General features: G+C 39.1%; 20 protein-coding genes and 1 riboswitch. Of the genes, 19 read left to right on the top strand and 1 reads right to left on the bottom strand.

Going from position 1 to position 15,846, the window contains the following annotated elements; genetic code table 11:
- Positions 1 to 3: 3 nt before the first annotated feature.
- Positions 4 to 1,077 carry a glycerate kinase gene (locus tag AB5754_RS08660; RefSeq protein ID WP_368251262.1) on the top strand — a complete coding sequence of 358 codons (1,074 nt, stop codon included), beginning with the start codon at positions 4 to 6 and terminating at the stop codon, positions 1,075 to 1,077.
- Positions 1,064 to 1,230: riboswitch (cobalamin riboswitch) on the top strand. It overlaps the preceding gene by 14 nt.
- A 64-nt stretch (positions 1,231 to 1,294) precedes the next feature.
- Here the strand turns inward: AB5754_RS08660 and AB5754_RS08655 are convergent.
- Complete coding sequence (locus tag AB5754_RS08655) at positions 1,295 to 2,287, bottom strand: PocR ligand-binding domain-containing protein (protein WP_368251261.1); 993 nt, start codon at positions 2,285 to 2,287, stop codon at positions 1,295 to 1,297.
- Between the two features lie 277 nt (positions 2,288 to 2,564).
- On the opposite strand from AB5754_RS08655, the gene AB5754_RS08650 reads away from it, so the two are divergent.
- The 18 genes from AB5754_RS08650 to AB5754_RS08565 all read left to right on the top strand — a co-directional run.
- Positions 2,565 to 2,849, top strand: coding sequence for a BMC domain-containing protein (locus AB5754_RS08650; RefSeq protein WP_368251260.1), 285 nt, complete (start codon positions 2,565 to 2,567; stop codon positions 2,847 to 2,849).
- Positions 2,850 to 2,851: 2 nt separating this feature from the next.
- On the top strand, positions 2,852 to 3,652 hold the full coding sequence (gene pduB, locus AB5754_RS08645) for a propanediol utilization microcompartment protein PduB (protein WP_368251259.1): 801 nt from the start codon (positions 2,852 to 2,854) through the stop codon (positions 3,650 to 3,652).
- A 37-nt stretch (positions 3,653 to 3,689) separates the two neighbouring features.
- On the top strand, positions 3,690 to 5,354 hold the full coding sequence (locus AB5754_RS08640; protein WP_368251258.1) for a propanediol/glycerol family dehydratase large subunit: 1,665 nt from the start codon (positions 3,690 to 3,692) through the stop codon (positions 5,352 to 5,354).
- Positions 5,355 to 5,378: 24 nt separating this feature from the next.
- On the top strand, positions 5,379 to 6,107 hold the full coding sequence (locus AB5754_RS08635) for a propanediol/glycerol family dehydratase medium subunit (RefSeq protein WP_368251257.1): 729 nt from the start codon (positions 5,379 to 5,381) through the stop codon (positions 6,105 to 6,107).
- An 11-nt stretch (positions 6,108 to 6,118) separates the two neighbouring features.
- Complete coding sequence (locus AB5754_RS08630; RefSeq protein WP_368251256.1) at positions 6,119 to 6,625, top strand: diol dehydratase small subunit; 507 nt, start codon at positions 6,119 to 6,121, stop codon at positions 6,623 to 6,625.
- 15 nt (positions 6,626 to 6,640) lie between these two features.
- Complete coding sequence (locus AB5754_RS08625) at positions 6,641 to 8,473, top strand: diol dehydratase reactivase subunit alpha (protein ID WP_368251255.1); 1,833 nt, start codon at positions 6,641 to 6,643, stop codon at positions 8,471 to 8,473.
- A 3-nt stretch (positions 8,474 to 8,476) separates the two neighbouring features.
- Positions 8,477 to 8,815, top strand: a complete 339-nt coding sequence (locus AB5754_RS08620) for a glycerol dehydratase reactivase beta/small subunit family protein (RefSeq protein ID WP_368251254.1) — start codon at positions 8,477 to 8,479, stop codon at positions 8,813 to 8,815.
- On the top strand, positions 8,816 to 9,319 hold the full coding sequence (locus AB5754_RS08615) for a BMC domain-containing protein (RefSeq protein ID WP_368251253.1): 504 nt from the start codon (positions 8,816 to 8,818) through the stop codon (positions 9,317 to 9,319).
- Positions 9,320 to 9,332: 13 nt separating this feature from the next.
- The gene (locus AB5754_RS08610) at positions 9,333 to 9,611 is read left to right on the top strand and encodes a BMC domain-containing protein (protein ID WP_368251275.1); all 279 of its coding nucleotides are present in this window, start codon (positions 9,333 to 9,335) and stop codon (positions 9,609 to 9,611) included.
- 28 nt (positions 9,612 to 9,639) lie between these two features.
- The gene (locus AB5754_RS08605) at positions 9,640 to 10,263 is read left to right on the top strand and encodes a phosphate propanoyltransferase (RefSeq protein ID WP_368251252.1); all 624 of its coding nucleotides are present in this window, start codon (positions 9,640 to 9,642) and stop codon (positions 10,261 to 10,263) included.
- Positions 10,264 to 10,275: 12 nt separating this feature from the next.
- On the top strand, positions 10,276 to 11,100 hold the full coding sequence (eutJ, locus tag AB5754_RS08600) for an ethanolamine utilization protein EutJ (RefSeq protein ID WP_368251251.1): 825 nt from the start codon (positions 10,276 to 10,278) through the stop codon (positions 11,098 to 11,100).
- 10 nt (positions 11,101 to 11,110) lie between these two features.
- Entirely contained in the window at positions 11,111 to 11,623 is a 513-nt protein-coding gene (gene pduM / locus AB5754_RS08595; RefSeq protein ID WP_368251250.1) for a PduM family microcompartment protein, read from the top strand.
- Complete coding sequence (locus tag AB5754_RS08590) at positions 11,605 to 11,877, top strand: EutN/CcmL family microcompartment protein (RefSeq protein ID WP_368251249.1); 273 nt, start codon at positions 11,605 to 11,607, stop codon at positions 11,875 to 11,877. The genes pduM and AB5754_RS08590 overlap by 19 nt, the downstream gene beginning before the upstream one ends.
- A gap of 12 nt (positions 11,878 to 11,889) precedes the next feature.
- Positions 11,890 to 12,474, top strand: coding sequence for a cob(I)yrinic acid a,c-diamide adenosyltransferase (locus AB5754_RS08585; protein WP_368251248.1), 585 nt, complete (start codon positions 11,890 to 11,892; stop codon positions 12,472 to 12,474).
- 31 nt (positions 12,475 to 12,505) lie between these two features.
- On the top strand, positions 12,506 to 12,931 hold the full coding sequence (locus AB5754_RS08580; RefSeq protein WP_368251274.1) for a heme-binding protein: 426 nt from the start codon (positions 12,506 to 12,508) through the stop codon (positions 12,929 to 12,931).
- A 3-nt stretch (positions 12,932 to 12,934) separates the two neighbouring features.
- Positions 12,935 to 14,338 carry an aldehyde dehydrogenase family protein gene (locus AB5754_RS08575; protein ID WP_368251247.1) on the top strand — a complete coding sequence of 468 codons (1,404 nt, stop codon included), beginning with the start codon at positions 12,935 to 12,937 and terminating at the stop codon, positions 14,336 to 14,338.
- Position 14,339: 1 nt separating this feature from the next.
- Entirely contained in the window at positions 14,340 to 15,458 is a 1,119-nt protein-coding gene (locus tag AB5754_RS08570) for a 1-propanol dehydrogenase PduQ (RefSeq protein WP_368251246.1), read from the top strand.
- Between the two features lie 11 nt (positions 15,459 to 15,469).
- The coding region (locus AB5754_RS08565; protein WP_368259549.1) for an MIP/aquaporin family protein at positions 15,470 to 15,846 on the top strand (377 nt) is incomplete at its 3' end.

The raw sequence follows: 15,846 nt of genomic DNA, 5'->3' as shown, positions 1-15,846 counted from the left end.
GAGATGACTGATGTGTATGCGGTTGCGCCGCTAATTGACGATTTGAAAATTGATCAAAATATTGTAAAAAAAATTAATGAATATTTTATGCAAGAAAAAGTTCAAGCTGAAGCACAATTGTTTTCTTTTGTAGACTACAACGATCCGTTGAAAGTAGCTTTAAATTATTACCAGCAACCAATGAAATTTATAGAAGAAGAGGGGTTGTTGGGGTTTTCAATTCGAGGTCGTTACGGTTATACTTCAGATAAAAAAATGCTCTTAGTTGACGTTGCCTCTATTTTAGGTCCGAATACGGTTTCAAGTATTGCCAAATCTCCTTTAATTTCTAGTAGTAAGCCAATGGGGCGAGTTTTAAAAAAAATTGTTAAACCAGAAACAGAACGTATTGTCTTTGTAAATGTTCAAAGTATTGCCACGGATTTAGGGATTGGGATGTTCGAGGAATTAGGGATGATTTTCTACAGTCAAAAAGGCCATCCTTTTCAAATCAGCGGGGGGAAGATTGGCCAAATTGCTAGTTTTTCCTATGAGGCATTTGATAAGAAATGGTTAGACTATGAATATCTTATTTTGTCTGATAAAAGAGATCAAGCCGTTTTAACAGGAAAAAAAGGAATTTCTTACCAAAATCAATCCTTAACTGGTGCTAGTCCTGAAATTGCCAAGTTTTTAGCCGGTGAGACGGAAAAAGCAGTTCACAATATTATGAACCTTTTGGGCAAAGAGAAATTAGCTGAATCAGATTTAAGCGTTGGCAATGGCTTTTCCTTTGCTTGCAATTTATTTCTGCGTAAAGTAAAGGTTTTTGAACAGCTATCAGCAATAATGGAATTGACCGATTTTGAACAACGGATTAAAAGTGCGGATTACTTTTTGATTCCTGAGGGGTATACTACGTTTCGAAAAGTCTTGTCGGATCGGAACATTCCAGCTTTAGTAATTAAGGAAGGGTTAAATACTAAAGTTGCGAGTCGTGAAACTATGGTATCCTTTCCTAAACTAGATAAAAAAAATATGGATGAAATTTTTGAAGTCTTGAAATCAACGATTCAAGTTTTGTATTTTAGAAAATAAAAATGAATAGATTGAAGGAAATCAGTGAGAATCTGATGCTGTACCCGCAACTGTATTGTGGACAAAGCAGGAGACCACGACAACATAATGTTGTTGGAAGGTCCTGCCGAGGAAGAAGCATAGCCAGGATACTTCATTCGTCGACCTTTTCGGGAATAAAAGGGTCGGTGTGTTTGCTGTCCACTTTAAAAGGGGACAAAAGAAGCACTCCGACTTTTTAGCGGAGTGCTTCTTTTTGGATTTTTTGTCGATATTCTCTAGGGGAAAGGTTGGTAACTCGTTTGAATAGTTTGCTAAAATAGCTAGATTGAGAAAATCCAAGACTATGTGCAATGCTATCAATTGACCAAGTAGAATCTTGAAGCAAAATCATCGAGCGATGGATTTTCTTCTGGTTAATATAGTCCACAAAGTTCATTCCCACTTCTTTTTTGAACAACTTACCAAAATAATAGCCAGAAAGATAAACGTGATCGGCAACTTCATCCAAAGTCATGACCTCATTTAAGTGGCGATTAATATAATCTAAGGCTTCAACTATCTCTGGACGACTGATTTTTTCTCTTGTCAATTTTGGAGATTCGAAAGGAAGAGGGCTGGCGTTTTGTTCTTTATGTTCATTATCAACATTGGTTAACTGAGATTCTGAGTGGAAGTTGGAAGCAAACATATTTGTAGGTTCGTGCACAACTAAGTGTTTTCCCAGAATATCTGAAAGGTAATAATTAATGATAATTGTTAACAATTCACTACCGGAACGGATTTTTTCAGGAGTTGTGATTGGCATATTCTCATAGGCTTCAACAAATATGGGATCATTTCGCCATTCAGTTCTTTCTTTGATGATAGGTTGGAAACTTTCTTGGTCTTCAATTCGAGTTTGACCACATAAAATAAAGCCTAGGACTTGTCCGTCAATCGTAACTGGATAGGAAAAGTCAACTAGTCCAGCGTGACAAACATATGGTGTAGCGCTGTTATTTTTGATAGAACTACGCCCGCCAAACATATCACAAGTTTGGCAGAGATGGCGCGTATCCTCATTATTTCGCATTAGCTGACAAAAGGGCGAAAAACCATAACCAGCAGTCAATTCCACACCATGAACATCAACAAGAATAGTCGCTAAGCCGGTAGCTTTGGTAAAATCACTTAAAATTTTATCTAAAATTTTCTGATTGGATTCGATATAGTCCGTATAGTCATCCAATGAAATTCCCTTCTTTCCGTTAAATCATGACAAATTCGGTTTTACACAAACTAAATTGTACTATACTTTTATGGTATCGCCTACTGAAGACTACTCTTGTTAGTTTGTTTACTAGCAAGGTTTATTTTGATTGAAAAATTTTAAATGCAACAAAATAATAGCAAAATGGTCGTTATTGGTCTTAAAAAAAAAAAATCACAAAAAAGCTATGACATTTTTGTTATAGTTTTTTTTTTTATAATCAATTTGTCAAAAAAATATTTTAGGAGGCAATACTATGCAACAAGAAGCGTTGGGATTAATTGAAACTCGTGGGTTGGTGGCATCAATCGAAGCTGCTGATGCAATGGTCAAAGCAGCCAATGTAACCCTAGTTGGTCAAGAAAAAATTGGACAAGGCTTGATTACAGTTATGGTACGTGGTGATGTAGGTGCTGTGAAAGCCGCTGTTGATGCTGGAGTTTCAGCTGCTGAATCAATTGGTGAAGTTGTTTCAAATTATGTTATTCCTCGTCCACATAGTGATGTGGAAAGTTTATTACCAGAAAGTGTTAGTGAATAGTCATGAATGTTGAAGAAGAATTAGTCAATAAGATTATGGAACGTTTAATTGCTTCTACTGATTCTTCCCAAATTGATAATAAAAAGGAGGAATCCCACATGGATAAAAAAATTAGTTCGTTAACTGAATTTGTCGGAACCGCACCCGTTGGAGATACGATTGGCTTAGTTATTGCCAATGTCGATAATCATCTATCTGAAGCAATGCATCTTAAAAAAAATTATCGTTCACTAGGGATTGTGGGTGCCCGTTCAGGTGCAGGCCCTCAAATTGTTGCTGCTGATGAAGCAGTTAAAGCGACAAATACTGAAATTGTTAGCGTTGAGTTACCCCGCGATACTAAAGGCGGCGGTGGCCATGGTGTGTTAATTATTTTCGGTGGTCAAGATGTGTCAGATGTTCGGCGGGCGGTAGAAGTGACTTTGAAAGAAACCGAACGGACCTTTGGGGATGTTTATAACAATGAAGCTGGACATATCGAATTGCAATATTCAGCGCGAGCTAGCTATGCGTTAGCTGAAGCTTTCGGTGCAGAAGTTGGTAAAGCGTATGGCTTAATTGCGGCGGCTCCTGCTGCGATTGGCGTAGTGATGGCAGATACAGCAGTAAAAGCTGCCAATGTGGAAGTTATTTCTTATGCTTCCCCTAAATACGGACAAAACTTTTCAAACGAAGTAACCATTCACATCAAAGGAGATTCCGGTGCTGTACGTCAAGCCGTCATTGCGGCTCGTGAAGTCGGAATTGACTTGTTAAATACCCTAGGTAGTGAACCTGTAAATGATTTTCCTTCATATATTTAAGGTGGAGAGCATGTTAGCGTCGATAGGAGGGTAATAAATGAAACGCTCAAAACGATTTGAAGTACTTGAAAAACGTCCCATTCACGAGGATGGGTTTGTTAAAGAGTGGATTGATGAAGGTTTTATCGCAATGGAAAGCCCTAATGATCCAAAACCCAGCATTAAAGTTGAAAACGGTGTAATCACTGAACTTGATGGAAAAAAACGTGAAGACTTTGATTTGATTGATTTATATATTGCGGAACATGGAATTGATAAAGAAAATGCGGAACGAGTTTTAGCAATGGATTCCGTTGAATTAGCTAATATGCTTTGTAATCCAAACGTGGCTCGAGAAGACATCGTTCAATTGACGTTATCCATGACCCCGGCAAAGGTTGTAGATGTTGTTAGTCAAATGAATGTTGTGGAAATGATGATGGCAATGCAAAAAATGCATCCACGTCGTAGTGTGGCAACTCAATCCCACGTTACCAATCTGAGAGATAATCCAGTGCAAATTGCTGCTGATGCTGCAGAAGGAGCATTGCGAGGATTTGCTGAACAAGAAACAACGGTTGCTGTTGCTCGATATGCACCATTTAATGCGATTTCAATTATGGTAGGGTCACAAGTGGGGCGTCCTGGTGTTTTAACCCAGTGTTCTGTGGAAGAAGCATTGGAACTTGACTTAGGTATGCGAGGCTTTACTTCATATGCAGAAACAATTTCAGTGTATGGGACAGAACCAGTCTTTACAGATGGCGATGATACACCTTGGTCTAAAGGATTCTTAGCTTCATGCTACGCTTCTCGAGGACTAAAAATGCGCTTTACTTCAGGTTCTGGCTCAGAAGTTATGATGGGGTATGCAGAAGGAAAATCAATGCTGTATCTTGAAGCTCGTTGTATTTTTATTACGAAAGCAAGTGGTGTTCAAGGCTTACAAAATGGTGCCGTTAGCTGTATCGGCATTCCCGGAAGCGTTCCTTCAGGGATTCGGGCTGTTTTAGCTGAAAACCTCATCTGCGTCATGATGGACTTAGAAGTTGCTTCAGGAAATGACCAAGCCTTTTCACATTCTGATATGCGCCGAACTGAAAAACTAATGTGCCAATTTTTACCTGGTACCGATATTATTTCCTGCGGTTATTCTGCCGTACCAAACTATGACAATATGTTTGCCGGCTCAAATACCGACATTGAAGATGTGGATGACTATCTCGTTTTCCAACGTGACTTAAAAGTTGATGGCGGGCTTCGTCCAGTGACAGAAGAGGAAGTTATTAAAATCCGTAGTAAAGCTGCTCGTGCAATTCAAGCTGTTTTTGAAGGATTGGGATTGCCCAAAATCACCGACGAAGAAGTCGAAGCAGCTACTTATGCCCATGGCTCAAAAGATATGCCAGCACGTAATTTAGTGGAAGATATGAAAGCTGCTCAAGAATTATTGGATCGTCATTTAGATGGTGCAGATATTGTCAAAGCGTTAGCCAACGGTGGTTTCCGCGATGTTGCCGAACAAGTGTTGAATTTATTAAAACAACGGGTAGCTGGAGACTTCTTGCAAACTTCTGCAATTTTTGATGATCAATGGCATGTTATCTCTGCTGTCAATGATAGCAATGATTACATGGGGCCAGGAACAGGATATCGTTTAGAAGGCAAGAAATGGGAACAAGTTAAGGATATCCCGATGGCGATGGACCCACGTTCTATTTAATAAAGAGAGAAAGGAGAAGAAAAAATGTCAGAATCAACCATCAATGAATCACTATTGCGGGCGATTATTAAGGATGTTTTAAAAGAAATGCCATTGGAAGACAAACCAGTAACATTTAAAGAAACGATTGAAAAAAATGTAGCAAAACCTGTTTCTAAGAAAGTTGCAAATGAAAATGGCGTTCCTACTCCACTTAAAGAATTGCCTTGGTTTAAACATCTCGGTGTAGCACAACCAGGCGTTGCCCAAGATGAAGTTGTAATTGCTGTTGCTCCAGGATTTGCTGAAGCAATGTCAGAAAATCTTTTAGGCATTCCTCATCAAGAAATTTTACGTCAAATGATTGCGGGCATTGAAGAAGAAGGTCTCCATGCACGAGTAATTAAAGTTTATCGAACAGCAGATGTTTCATTTGCAGCAGTTGAAGGAGATAGTATTTCTGGTTCAGGAATTTCAATCGCGATTCAGTCAAAAGGAACCACGATTATTCATCAAAAAGATTTAGAACCACTTTCAAACCTTGAATTATTCCCACAAGCGCCAACCTTAACACTAGAAACTTATCGTGCAATTGGAAAAAATGCGGCGAAATATGCAAAAGGTGAATCCCCTGATCCGGTACCAACTGTTAGTGATCAAATGTCGCGAGTTGCCTATCAAGCAAAATCAGCATTGATGCACATTAAAGAGACAAAATATGTGGTAATTGGGAAACCTGCTGAAGAAATTCAATTAGACTTTACCAAAGCATAGGAGGGAAGAAAATGGCTGAAATTGATGAATTAATCAAACGAATCACCGCACAAATGACTGAAGCAACGACAAGTAGTGAGTCAGAAACAACAACAGCTACTAAAGTAATGAAACGTAGTGATTATCCGTTATTTGAAAAACATCCTGAGTTGGTACTTTCGCCTAGCGGTAAGGGAATCAATGACATTACCTTAGAGAAAGTCTTAGCCGGTGAAGTGGATGGGAAAGATTTACGAATTACTAGTGAAACTTTAAACTACCAAGGTCAAATTGCCGATGATGCTAGTCGTGGAGCATTACAAGAAAACTTTGCCCGAGCAGCAGAATTAACGGTTATTCCCGATGAACGCTTATTGGAAATGTATGGACAATTACGTCCTTATCGTTCAAGTAAAGCAGAATTGTTGGCCATGGCAGATGAGTTAGAAACCAAATACCAGGCTAAAATCACGGCCAACTTTGTTCGTGAAGCAGCTGAACATTATGAATCACGGAAAAAGCTTAAAGGAGACAATTAGACGAGGAGACTGATGATGAAAAAAATCATAGGTGTCGACATTGGTAATTCCTCGACGGAAGTTGCCTTAGCGGATGTTTTTGAAAACGGCGAGGTAAACTTTATTGCCTCGGCAATTTCTGAAACTACAGGAATTAAAGGAACCAAAAGAAACCTGATAGGTATCCAAAAAGCGGTTCAAGCAGTATTGAAAAAAGCCAATCTCACTGCTGAGCAAATTGATTTAATTCGTATTAATGAGGCAACACCGGTCATTGGTGATGTGGCAATGGAGACCATAACTGAAACCATTATCACGGAGTCCACTATGATTGGCCACGATCCCAAGACTCCTGGTGGTGAAGGGTTAGGTATTGGCTATACCATCTCGTTGACTGATTTGATTCACCAAAGTGATAAAGAACGCAAGTATATCGTGGTTGTCCCGAAAGAAATTGACTTCGATGATGCAGCACAACTAATCAATTTGTATGTAATGAGTGACTTTGATATCACAGCTGCAATTTTGCAAAAAGACGATGGTGTCTTAATTCATAATCGCTTAAATCATAAAATACCTATTGTGGATGAAGTCGCTTTTATTGATAAAGTACCTTTGAATATGTTGGCGGCGGTGGAAGTAGCTAGTCAGGGACAAGTAATCTCGGAGCTTTCTAATCCATATGGAATTGCAACTGTGTTTCAGTTGACCTCTGAGGAAACTAAAAACATCGTACCAGTCTCCCGGGCGTTGATTGGGAACCGCTCAGCTGTAGTCATCAAGACCCCGCAAGGAGATGTGAAAGCCAGAATTATTCCAGCGGGAAACTTAGTGATCCGTGGTGAAGGACGGACGGAAAAAGTCGGGATTTCAGCCGGCGCGGAAAAAATCATGAAGGCTATTTCCAGCTTCCATTCAATTGATAACGTTACTGGGGAATCAGGGACTAATATTGGTGGAATGTTGGAACGCGTGCGTCAAACTATGGCAAATTTAACTAATAAACATCTAAAGGATATTTTTATTCAAGATTTATTAGCGATAGATACTTTTGTTCCGTTGAATGTTAAAGGTGGTTTAGCTGGTGAATTTTCACTTGAACAAGCAGTCGGAATTGCCTCAATGGTTAAATCAGATCATTTGCAAATGTCGTTAATTGCTGAGGAAATTCAAAAAGACATGGGAATTCAAGTGGAAATTGGGGGGGCTGAAGCAGAAGCAGCTATCTTAGGAGCGTTGACGACAGCCGGAACCAATAAGCCATTGGCAATTCTTGATTTAGGTGCTGGTTCGACGGATGCCTCAATCATTAACAAGGCTGGAGAGACAACGGCGATTCATTTAGCTGGTGCTGGAGATATGGTAACAATGATTATCAATTCTGAGCTAGGGATAGAAGATCGCTATCTAGCAGAAGAAATCAAAAAGTATCCTTTAGCAAAAGTTGAAAGTCTTTTCTATATTCGTCATGAAGACGGAACGGTTGAGTTTTTTGATAAAGCTTTACCAGCTAATGTTTTTGCTAAAACGGTAGTAATCACTCCTGATGGTTTTGTGCCAATTCCAGGGGACTTGAGTATTGAGAAAGTTAAGCTAGTCCGGCAAACGGCAAAAGAAAGGGTTTTTGTCACGAATACGTTGAGAGCTCTTGCTCATGTTAGTCCGACAGGCAACATCCGGGATATCCCTTTTGTAGTGATTGTTGGTGGCTCTGCTTTAGATTTTGAAGTTCCTCAATTAGTCACTGATTCCCTTTCCCATTATGCTTTAGTTGCTGGACGGGGAAATATTCGCGGCATTGAAGGACCTAGAAATGCAGTGGCTACTGGTTTGATTTTAGCTTATGCAAATGAATTGAAGGGGAGATAAGAAATGACAGTTCGCCCCACGATTTTTGTTACTAAAATGACGGAAGACGCTTTGTTAACCCCGATTTTATATGGGATTGAAGAAGAGGGAATCCCTTACGAAGAGGTTGTTACAACCAAATTAACAATTGTTGAAGCCGCGTATGAATTGGCAGTAAATTCCCCCTTATCCGTTGGGGTAGTCGTAAATAATCAAGAGGCCGTGTTGCATTATAAAAATTTACCAGCAGATGAGCCATTGTTCCAAATCGGCTTATCCACTGAAGAATTAATGAAACTAGGAACTAACGCTGCACGGTTAGTAAAGGGAATTCCCTTTAAGGGGTTAAAGGAAGTGAAATGATTGAATCAAGCATTAGGAATAATTGAAGTAGTTGGTTTTACTTGTGCAGTTAAGACTGCCGATGTCATGGCAAAAACGGCAACTGTTTCAATCATTGGAATCGAGCGTGCAAAAGGATCCGGCTGGTTGACGATAAAAATTACCGGTGATGTTGGTGCAGTAAATGCTGGTATTGAAGCCGGTAAAGCAATTGCCAAAGCCCAAGATCAATTAATCGCAGCCTTGGTGATTCCTCGTATGGCAGATGGTCTGGCAGACATTTGGCTAAAAAAAGGATTAGATGCTAGTACGCATAAAGAAACAAAAAATGTGATTGAAGCAAAATTGGAGACATTAGCCAAGGAAACTCCAGAAGAATCAGTATTAGTTGAAGCAGAGAGTTCAGAAACCTCAAAGGGGTATTACACGTGCAACCTCTGCAAAGATCCCGCTTGTCCTAGAAAAAAAGGAGAAGCAAGATCAGTTTGTATTCACTATGACGAATTAAAAAATAAGAAAGCATAAATTGGAGGAAATTATTATGAACAACGCATTAGGAATGATCGAAACAAAAGGTTTAGTTGCAGCGATTGAAGCTGCTGATTCAATGGTTAAAGCAGCAAACGTCACTTTAATTGGAACAGAAAAAATTGGTTCTGGCTTAGTTACAGTTATGGTTCGCGGTGATGTTGGTGCGGTTAAAGCTGCAGTTGATGCAGGTGCAAGCGCAGCAGAAACTGTCGGTGAAGTTTGTGCCTCTTATGTTATTCCTCGTCCTCATACAGATGTAGAAGGAATTTTACCTAAAAAAGATTAAGAGATAGAACAAAGTTAGGATGAATGAAATGAATGAAGAAGAATTAAGAAATCTAATTCGGAAGATTATTGCTGAAGAAAGCCAGCCGGTAATTCCGATTGGTGTTTCTAATCATCATATCCACTTGACGAAAGAAGATTTTGCAATTTTGTTTCCTGGACAAGAAATGACTGTTAAAGCACCTTTGAAACAACCCGGTGAATTTGCTTCCAATCAAACAGTCACCGTTGTAGGGCCAAAAGGGACAATTGAACGAGTTCGTGTTTTAGGCCCCTGTCGTGCCCATTCTCAAGTGGAATTAGCTCGAACTGAGGCTCGTCAAATTGGTGTGCCTGTTCCTATCAGAATGTCTGGAGATTTAGCTGGTACCCCAACCGTTACCGTCAAAACAGCTGATGGAGAAGTAGCAATTCAAGGCGCGATTGCCGCAAAACGTCATATTCATATGAGTGATACAGATGCCAAAAATTTTGGTGTAAAAAAAGGTGAATTAGTGAAAGTTGAAATTGCTACGGAAGGACGTAAAACAATTTATGATGATGTAGTAGTTCGGCCAGATCCTAAATTTGTTTTGGAAATGCACATTGATACAGATGAAGCAAATGCAGCAAATGTTGGTAAAGGTACAGTTGGCCATCTAATCAAAGAATAGGGAGAGCAACCAATGGATTTAAAACAGTCAAATAAAATTTTGGAGCAATTTGCAAGGATTGTAAAACAGCAAAAAGCTGTTCGAAAAGTTTCATCAAATGAACGTCTCAAAGTCGGGATTGATTTGGGGACCTCCTCGATTGTTTTGGCTGTTTTAGATCAAGATAATCTTCCTTTATATGGCGCTTTTCAATACGCAGATGTTGTTCGCGATGGTATTGTGGTTCATTACATGGAGTCGGTTCAAATTGTTAAAAAATTAAAAGCTCAAGCAGAAGAAGCGTTGGGTACCGAGCTACTGTATGCTTCAGGGGCAATTCCTCCAGGAACGGGGGTAAACGCCGAAAAAGTGGTTGCAAATGTGATTAATGACGCTGGTTTTATAGCTCAAAAAATTATTGACGAACCAACTGCAGCAGCTAGTTTTTTAGCAATCAATCAAGGTAGTGTGATTGACATTGGTGGTGGTACTACGGGAATCAGTAATTTCAAAAATGGCAATGCAATTTCTACTTTTGATGAAGCTACCGGAGGCTATCACATGTCCTTAGTTTTAGCTGGAGCGAAAAAAATATCGTTAACGGATGCAGAAATTTTAAAGCGTGAAACAAAAGAAGAAAAAGAAATTTTCGGAATCCTTCGACCTGTTGTAGAAAAAATGGCGAGCATTGCCAACCGCTACGTTGTTGCCGAAAAAACAGACCCCGTCATATTAGTAGGTGGTGCAACCAATTTTGAAGAGTTTGTACCAACCTTTGCTAAAGTCATGGATCGTCCCGTTTTACGTCCGCTTCATCCTCAGTTTGTTACGCCATTAGGAATTGCAATGGAGAACTAGGAGGCATGAAATGCAGGAAGAAAAACTAATTTCTTTAATTATTAACCGTCTCGACAAAAGGGCGAGAGCCCAGTTGGAGATAGTCTGCCAAGAAGATTTTTCAATTAAGTCCGTTCCCCATAAGAAGATTTTTTTTGACTATCATCAAATTGGGTTGATTCAAGTTCCTATTTCACTGATTCATGATCTTTACAATTTTCAAAAGGATCCTTGGACGGATTGGATTTTGACGGGTATTTCTTATCAGATTAATTTTATTTTCGACATAAACGAATACGTCCTTTCCTTTGTTCCTTGGAAAATGTTAATTCAATGGCCGATTTGCTTTCAAATAGCTGGAAATTCCGTGGTGGCGTTTAAGACTAAACTAATTAAACGTGAAGATCTTTTCCTCCTTAAAAATCAATCCTTTCTTGTCAAAACAAGCCAGCAACAGTTTACAGCTGAGGCTTTTGAATTAGTTAAGCAAAAAAAGATCACAATTGTGGAAAGGACCGATGAATCATGTATATGGGGAAAGTAGTAGGTTCAATTGAAGCTAGTCAAAAGGATGACTCTTTAGTTGGCCGAAAGTTAATGATCGTACAACAAGTAAACAGTGATGGCGATGAGATTCGTTATGAAGAAGTGGCGGCAGATACTGTAGGTGCCGGAATTGGGGAATACGTATTACTAGTCAAAGGAGCAGGAGCACGTAAAACAAAACGTGAACCTGCAGGAAATCGAGATGTGGTTGACTGTGCAATTGTTGGAATCATTGATCGTTTTAATAAGTAAGGATGTGTGTGCATGGCTATTTATACTAAAACAGGTGATAAAGGAACAACAAGTCTTTTTGATGGTCAACGAGTAAAAAAATATTCGGATCGTGTGGATACCTATGGCACTTTTGATGAATGCAATGCTTATATAAGTGTTGCTCAAAAACATTGTCAGCGCGATGAGAACGTTGAGTTATTAGAAAGAATACAATACAAGATGTTTCAGTTAGCTGGTGAAATTGCGACAGCAGACACGAGTAAATTTTATGATAAAAGTCAACAGATCTCTCAAGAAGATATTGCGGGTTTAGAATCAGTAATTGATCGTTATACTGAAAAATTACCAAAAATTACTTCATTTATTTTACCAGGAACGAGTCTTGCAGGGGCTCATCTTCACTTAGCCCGTACAGTTTGTCGCCGAGGGGAACGAATGCTGGTTCGACTGGCAGAAGATGTAGAATTGCGTCCAGAATTATTGCAATATGTCAATCGTCTGTCTGATTGTTTGTACATTCTCGCCCGTGATGAGGACAATAACGCAAAAGAAGAACAACGAATTAATGAAATAGTTAAACGATATGTCAAACAAGTAGGTGAACAAAGTGAATAATGTGGATTCATTAGTCGAAAAAGCTTTGATAATGGTTCAATCAGAGGCTCTGTTTTCAAAGTCTAACTTACAAAAAACCATTGATCAGGCTGAAGAAAAAGCGCAACAATTGGGCGTGCCCGTAACGATTTGTATTAGTGATATAGCGGGTAATCCTCGAATGCTTTATCGGATGGCTGACGCCAAACTTGTTAGTTTGACCCTAGCACCTAAAAAAGCAAATTCAGCCTTGATGATGCAAGCACCAACCAAGGATTTAAATAAAGAGACAGAACCTGGTGGCGAACTTTACCAAATGGAAACAATGTTAGAGGGAAAATTAGTCACTTTTGCTGGCGGAATTCCAATCTGTTTTAAAGGAAAGATGATTGGAGCAATTGGCGTTAGTGGAGGTTTAGTTTCAGAAGATCAAACAATTTGTGAAACTGCAGTGGCAGCTTTCTTAAAAGGAGAATAAATCATGGCAACAATTGAAGAACAAATTAGAAAAATTTTGGCTGAAGAATTAGCTAATAAACAAACTACTGCAAGCTGCTCTGGTAATAAAGGGGTATTTCCTACTGTTGATGGAGCAGTTGCTGCCGCTAAAGCAGCTCAAGAAATTTACGTTGATGCTTCTATTGAAACACGGAACAAAGTGGTAGAAGCAATCAAAGCAGGATTTACAAACTCCTTAGAATATATTGCAGAAGAAATTGTGAAAGAAACGGGCATGGGCACAAAAGAAGCCAAAGTCCAAAAATTACAAAACGCTTTGTTTAATACACCGGGTACTGAAGACTTAACCCCAGAAGTTCAAACTGGTGACGGTGGTTTAATCATGTATGAGTATGCCCCATATGGAGTACTTGGTGCAGTTACACCAAGTACCAATCCAGTTGAAACTGTAATTGCCAACGCCATCATGATGCTAGCTGGCGGGAACACTGTCTACTTTAGTGTCCATCCGGGTGCGAAGGCGATTTCTCGTTGGGCCGTGGAAAAAATTAATGAATTTGTTTACGATGCTGTAAAATTAGAAAATTTAGTAGTTACCATTGAAACACCTTCCATCGAAGCTGCTCAAGAAATGATGCAACATCCAGATATTGCTGCTTTAGTAGTAACTGGTGGCCCTGGTGTTGTTCATCAAGCAATGACGAGTGGTAAAAAAGCGATTGGTGCTGGTGCTGGTAATCCACCAGCAATGGTTGATGAGACAGCTAATGTAGCACTTGCAGCTCATAATATTGTTGATTCGGCTTCTTTTGATAACAATATTTTGTGTACTGCTGAAAAAGAAGTTGTTGCAGTGGCAAGCATTAAGGACGAGCTAATTCGCTTAATGCAACAAGAAGGTGCTTTTTTAGTCACAAGCCCTAAAGACATCGAAACGTTAACTACAATCACATTACGTGAAAATGGTACACCAAGCCGTAAATTTATTGGGAAAGATGCAACCTTTATTTTGGATGAAGCTAAAATCAGTTATACTGGTCAGCCAAAATTAATCATTTTAGAAGCACCAAAAGATCATCCGTTAGTAGTTAAAGAAATGTTGATGCCGATTGTACCGGTTGTTTCAGCAAAAGACTTTGATGAAATGTTGGCAATTGCTGTTGAAGTGGAAGGTCAAAACCACCATACTGCTTCTATCCACTCAGAATATCTACCAAACATTAACAAAGCAGCGCACCGAATCAATACTTCAATCTTTGTAGTAAACGGTCCAACTTATTCAGGTACTGGAGTTGGCTTTACCGGAGCTTCTGCGTTAACTATTTCTACGCCAACAGGAGAAGGAACTACAACTGCTAAAACATTTACTCGTCGTCGTCGTTTGAATTCACCTGAAGGATTTTCAATGAGAGTTTGGAGAGATTAAAATGAATCAATTGATCATTCCCACAAAAATTTATTCTGGAACCGATAGCTTATCGGTTCTAGAAACAATTCAAAATGCTCGCGTTTTGATGGTATGTGATTCCTTTTTACCTGGAAGCGAGAGTTTGAGACACATTCAACAATATGTGTCTGCAACAAATTCAGTAACCCTTTTTTCTGATGTAAAACCCGATCCACCCCTTGAGAATATTATGGCAGGTGTGTCGGTTTTTGAATCAGCTAAGCCTACAGTGATGATTGCCATTGGTGGTGGCTCAGCCATTGATACAGCAAAAGCTATTCGCTTTTTTGGTGAAAAAATGGGTTACTCCTTGGTAGAAAACTTTATTGCAATTCCCACAACAAGTGGAACTGGTTCAGAGGTAACTAATACAGCTGTTGTCTCTGATACGAAAAATGGAGTGAAATTCCCGATTATTAACAACCACTTGATTCCAGATGTGGCCTTATTAGAACCTACATTGGTGATGAGTGCACCTAAAAGTGTTACAGCTTTTTCAGGATTGGATGTATTAACCCATGCTTTAGAATCATTAGTAGCAAAAGATGCAGATCTTTTTACTGATGCTTTAGCTGAAAAGTCAATTGACACAATTTCAAATCAATTAGTATCTGCCTATCAAGAAGGAGAAAATGTAGAGGTTCGCCAAAGAATTCATGAAGCTTCTTGTGCTGCTGGACTAGCATTCAATAGTGCTGGCCTAGGGATTTGCCATTCCTTAGCTCATCAACTAGGAGCTAAATTTCATGTTCCGCATGGCTTAGCTAATGCAATGCTTTTACCTTATGTGGTTGCTTTTAATGCTCAAGATGCAGCAGTAGCCAAAAAATATGCCCGAGCAATTACGAAAGCTCATATAGGTACACCAACATTAAGTGACAATTTATTAATCAAACGGCTACAAAAGCATATTTTTGGAATGATGCGTGAAATGAATTGTCCTAAAAACCTTAAAGAATTTGGAATTTCAGAAAAGGATGTTCTTGAGAATATGGATTGGCTTGTGCAACATGCTAAAGAAGATGGCACATTCCCAGGAAATCCAATTGTACCCACAGATGATGAATTAAAAAGCATCATTGAAAAAATTATTAAATAAGGAGTATCTTTATGGAAGAATATTTAGGTGAGTTTATGGGGACAATGGTGCTAGTTGTACTCGGGATTGGACTCAGTGCTAGTGTGAATTTAAAAAATGCATATGCCAAAGGCGCTGACTGGCTCTACATTTGTTTTGGATGGGGATTAGCTGTAGCGTTTGGTGTCTATGTTTCTGGTGCTTTTGGTGCAGATGGTCATTTAAATCCAGCTGTCACCTTAGCTTTTGCTGCTTTTGGATTATTTGCAAAAGGAAAAGTTATTGGTTATATCGTTGCACAGTTTCTAGGGGCTTTTTTAGGGGCTGTGATTATTTTGATTCATTATTATCCTCATTTCCAAATGTCTAAAACGGAAGAAGAAGGAAATATTGTTGGTATTTTCAGTAC

The sequence above is a fragment of the Enterococcus sp. 2201sp1_2201st1_C11_2201SCRN_220225 genome (assembly GCF_040925905.1).
Taxonomy (GTDB): Bacteria; Bacillota; Bacilli; order Lactobacillales; family Enterococcaceae; genus Enterococcus_C; species Enterococcus_C asini_A.
The sequence above is the reverse complement of the archived record's forward strand: the minus strand, read 5'-3'. Positions and strand labels throughout refer to the sequence as shown.